Annotated in this window: 3 protein-coding genes; 2 read left to right on the top strand and 1 reads right to left on the bottom strand. The window is 75.3% G+C overall.

Features of this window, described 5'->3' with window-relative positions; genetic code table 11:
* The coding region (locus AAHZ94_RS28565) for an FHA domain-containing protein (RefSeq protein WP_349996470.1) at positions 1–667 on the bottom strand (667 nt) is incomplete at its 3' end.
* An 852-nt stretch (positions 668–1,519) separates the two neighbouring features.
* On the opposite strand from AAHZ94_RS28565, the gene AAHZ94_RS28560 reads away from it, so the two are divergent.
* Together AAHZ94_RS28560 and AAHZ94_RS28555 are read left to right on the top strand one after the other, a co-directional pair.
* Positions 1,520–3,247: a serine/threonine-protein kinase gene (locus AAHZ94_RS28560; RefSeq protein WP_349996472.1), complete on the top strand. Its 1,728-nt coding sequence runs from the start codon at positions 1,520–1,522 to the stop codon at positions 3,245–3,247.
* Between the two features lie 398 nt (positions 3,248–3,645).
* A complete protein-coding gene (locus AAHZ94_RS28555; RefSeq protein WP_349996469.1) occupies positions 3,646–4,782 on the top strand; it encodes a serine/threonine-protein kinase in 1,137 nt (378 codons plus the stop codon).
* Positions 4,783–4,792 lie beyond the last annotated feature (10 nt).

Below are 4,792 nucleotides of genomic sequence, written 5' to 3'. Positions count from 1 at the left end.
CCGACGTCGCCCCCGCGCCGTCCCCACCGGGCCCGCCCGGCGCGAGCCCGCGCAACGGGGCGTGCAGGCGCAGCGCGGATTCCCCGATGCGCAGCAGCGCGCCGGGCGGGAGCGGGACGGGCACCGCGGTGACCGGGGCGCCGTCGAGCTCCGTGCCGTTCGTCGAGCCCAGGTCGACCACGCTCACCTGGCCGTCGTCGGAGACCGTGACCGCGCAGTGCGCCCGCGAGACGTCCGGGTCGTCCAGCGGTACGTCGGCGTTGCCCGAGCGGCCGATCATGGCCTGCCCGCCGTGCAGCAGGTGCACGCCGCCGGCGTCCGGCCCGGCGACCACGTGCAGCCGCGCGGGCGCGTCCGAGCACAGGGCGGGATAGGGGTGCGGCTGCTCATCGGGGGCCGCCGGTGCCTGGAGGGCCACCACTGCGCCGTCCACCAGCGGCGGCTCGCCGAGCGCGCAGCGCCGCGCGTCCAGCCGCTCGGCGCCCACATACACCACCACCGGGCCGTTGCCGAGGTCGGCGCCGACCGCCGCGACCGCGGTGGCCAGGCCACTGGTCACCGACGCCAGGGCGGTGCCGACGGGCGCCGTCACGAGGACGTCGCAGGCGGGTGCCTGATGGCCGGGAGGGCCGCTGCGCGGCCCGAGGACGGTCAGCCGGATCTGCATCGCCGCCAGCGGTCCCTTCTGCCCCGGATGCCCGGTGGAAGGGCTGTTCCCCCCCACCGCCCCCAGGCGCGTCGGCACGTACAGGACACACATCACGGGCCCCCTCCACCCGTACCCCATGTGCTGCGTGCATCCTCGCATCCGGGACTGACAACGTGCCTGGCGAGTGCCATTACGTGATCTTGAACGGCCGCCGAGTTGGCTCAAACTGCCTGCGTACGAGCGCCCCGGCGGCCCGCGACCGCGACGCCGTCCGCGCCGCGGCGACGGCCCGGACCACCTGCCGCGGCCCGCGGGGCCACCCGGTCCGCCGGTCCGCGGTCTGCACGTGCGGCTGGCCGGAACACATCGGTCGCGGCTCGCCGCCGCCCCGTCCGAAGCGCCACGGACGCCCCGTTCCCTCCCGATCCCTCCCCTCGCCGCCGCCCGCCCCGAACCCGTCCGCATCGCGCCCGGACCCGCCGCCGCCCCGCCCTTCGAACGGCCGGGGCCCGGCCCCGTACCGGCACCGGACGGCTCCGCACCGACCTCGTACGACTCCGGACCGGTGCCCCGGCGGCACGGAAACGCCCCGACGTCACCCCGCACCCCGAGGCGCCCATCGCCCCCGCCGTCCCCCACCCCGTCCCGCCATGGCAACCATCCGGCCACTTCGTACGTCTTTCCCTGGGCCCCGTGCCTCTTCCTGCCGCCCGCGGCTCGGCCGCGGCGGGGGCGGCGGCATTAGAGTGGGCCAGCGGTTTGCGCACCCGGGGTCAGTGGCCTGGGCGGCGGCCGTGGAACGGGCCTCGTACGGGCCGGAGCTTGGACGAGATCACGATCAGGTTTGACCACGATCAGGGAGCGCATGACGTGCGGCCGGTAGGCAGTAAGTACCTGCTAGAGGAGCCGCTCGGGCGCGGAGCCACGGGCACCGTCTGGCGCGCCCGCCAGCGCGAGGCGGCGGGGGCCGAGGCCGCCGTGGCCGGGCAGCCGGGGGAGACCGTCGCGATCAAGGTCCTCAAGGAGGAGCTTGCGCACGACCCCGAGATCGTCATGCGCTTCCTGCGTGAGCGCTCGGTCCTGCTGCGGCTCACCCACCCCAACATCGTCCGCACCCGCGACCTGGTCGTCGAAGGCGATCTGCTGGCGCTGGTGATGGACCTGGTCGACGGGCCCGACCTGCACGGCTACCTGCGCAGCAACGGCCCCTTCACTCCGGTGGCCGCCGCCCTGCTGACCGCGCAGATCGCCGACGCGCTCGCGGCCAGCCACGCCGACGGCGTCGTCCACCGCGACCTCAAGCCCGCCAACGTCCTGGTCGCCACCGCCCAGGACGGCGAGATGCACCCGATGCTCACCGACTTCGGCATCGCGCGCCTGGCCGACTCGCCGGGCCTCACCCGCACCCACGAGTTCGTCGGCACCCCGGCCTACGTCGCTCCCGAATCCGCCGAGGGCCGGCCGCAGACCTCCGCCGTGGACATCTACGGCGCGGGCATCCTGCTGTACGAACTGGTCACCGGGCGCCCCCCGTTCGCCGGCAACACCGCCCTTGAGGTGCTGCACCGGCACCTGAGCGAGGAGCCGCGCCGGCCCACCACGGTGCCCGAGCCGCTGTGGATCTGCATAGAGCGCTGCCTGCGCAAGCGGCCCGAGGAGCGGCCGAGCGCGGAGAACCTGGCCCGGGCGCTGCGTACGGTCGCCGCCGGCGTCGGCGTGCACTCCACCGTCGAGCAGACCGAGGCGGCGCTCGGCGTCGCCGCCCTGCTCGCCCCCGACCCGAGCCCGGCGCCGGTGCCCGGCGGCGACGCGGACCCCACCCAGGTGCTGCCCACGGGCTCGGCCGGCTTCGACCCGGCCGCGGCCACCAGCGTGCTCCCCGCGACCGGCGCCCCCGGCGCCGACCCGACCCAGGTGCTGCCCGCGGGCCCTGGCCCGGTGGGCGCCGACGGGGCCACCCGTGCGATGCCGCCTGTGCCCCCCGGCCCGCAGGGTCAGCAGCCCGACGGGGACCACCCGTGGCAGAACCAGATGCGCGCGGCCCGCGACCGCAACGACCAGACACAGGTGCAGTACCTGGACCCGAGCCAGGACCCGCTGCGCCGCCGTCCGCAGCGCCGCCCGGGCCCCCAGCAGCAGCCGCCGCACCAGCAGCAACAGCAGTACGGGCAGCAGCCCTATCCGCCCCAGCAACAGCAGCGCGGCCCGGCCCCCGCCCCGTACCCGCCGCAACAGCCGCAGCGGCCCCAGCAGCAACGCCGCCGCCAGCCGCCGCCCCAGCAGCACCAACCGCAACAGCAGCCGCACCCGCCGCAGCCCCAGCCGCAGCGGTACGCGCCCCCGCCGCCCGCGCCCGAGCCGGCGGCGCCGCGCCGCGAGCCGCGGCAGCGCAGCGCCAACCCGACCCGGATTCCGGGCCTGGGCTGCCTCAAGGGCTGCCTGCTCGTGATCATCATCCTGGTGGTCGGCGCCTGGCTGGTCTGGGAGTTGACGCCGCTTCAGGACTGGGTCGCCGACGGCAAGAGCTTCTGGACGGCGACCAAGGACTGGGTGGTCGAGGTCAAGGACTGGATCTCGGACCTCGGCGGACCGAGCTGACCGACGGCGCGTTCCGGGACGGCGGCCGGGGCCGAGCGGCTCCGACCGTCCCGGGAGCGCCGGGCGCCGAACCCGTACGGTTCGGGCGCACGGGGGCACATACACCATGCCCGACCGTGACCGTGGCGATTTGTCGACACGGTTGCGGTGCAAATCGCCACCTAGTGGTCAGATTGCCCGCTCGGGGCCCCAGAACAGGCCAGGGGCCGCGTAGCTTGGTCGCTGACCCCGGGCGATGGGTGCCGGGGCGCGCGGGCAACCCCGCGTACGGCGTTGACCTCGTGGACCGGGTGCGAGCCGGTCAGCAGGTTCGACCGGCTCGCCCCGAACCGGTCGGCCCGCACCCTCGTTGAACCGCCGAACCGTTGAACACCCTCAGACGACGAGTCGGAGCAGTCTTGGCACGGAAGATCGGTAGCCGGTACACCGCAGGCCAGGTCCTGGGGCGTGGCAGCGTCGGCACGGTGTGGCTGGGCGAGGGGCCCGAGGGGCCGGTCGCCATCAAGCTGCTGCGCGAGGAACTCGCCGCCGACCAGGAACTCGTCGCCCGCTTCGTGCACGAGCGCGCCGCCCTGCTGAGCCTGGACCACCCGCACGTCGTGGGCGTGCACGACCTCGTCGTCGACGGCAACGACCTCGCCCTGGTCATGGACCTGATCCGGGGCACCGACCTGCGCACCCGGCTCGCCCACGAGCGCCGCCTCGCGCCCGCCGCCGCCGTCGCGATCACCGCGGACGTCGCCGACGGGCTCGCCGCCGCGCACGCCGCCCAGATCGTGCACCGCGACGTCAAGCCCGAGAACGTGCTGCTCGACATGCAGGGCCCGCTCGGCCCCGGCGGCGCCCACCCCGCGCTGCTCACCGACTTCGGGGTGGCCCGGCTGGTCGACTCGCCGGGCCGGCACCGCGCGAAGGACGGCGCCCGCACACCGTCGAGCCACAGCGTCATCGGCACCCCCGACTACCTCGCCCCGGAGATCATCGAGGGCCTGCCGCCGCGCGCCAGCGTGGACGTGTACGCGCTGACCACCGTGTTGTACGAACTGCTGGCCGGCTTCACCCCGTTCGGCGGCGGCCACCCCGGCGCGGTGCTGCGGCGCCACGTCACCGAGACCGTCGCCCCGCTGCCCGGCATCCCCGACGAGCTCTGGCAGCTCATGGTGCAGTGCCTGGCCAAGGCCCCGGCCTCCCGGCTGCGCGCCGCCGAACTCGCCGCCCGACTGCGCGAACTGCTGCCGGGGCTGGTCGGCATGCCGCCGCTGGACATCGACGAGCCGGGCGACGAACCCGAGGGGTACGAGAGCGGCTACGGCGGGTACGAGGACGGCGCCCAGCCCGCGCCGGGCGCGCCGGGCCACGACCAGGCGGGCGAACCACGCCGGCGCGGCGCGGTCCCGCTGGTGCCCGGCCGCGTCACCGACTCCAGCCGCGACACCCACACCAGCATGCGCGCCCCGACCTCGGACGAGTTCACATCACCGTCCCCACCAGTCGAAATAGATAGGGGTTTTGAGTTGTGCCGGGTGTTAAAATAGAAGCGGTGTG

The organism is Streptomyces sp. HSW2009 (genome assembly GCF_040240285.1).
Classification (GTDB): Bacteria; Actinomycetota; Actinomycetes; order Streptomycetales; family Streptomycetaceae; genus Streptomyces.
This window is presented reverse-complemented; position numbering and strand designations above follow the sequence as displayed.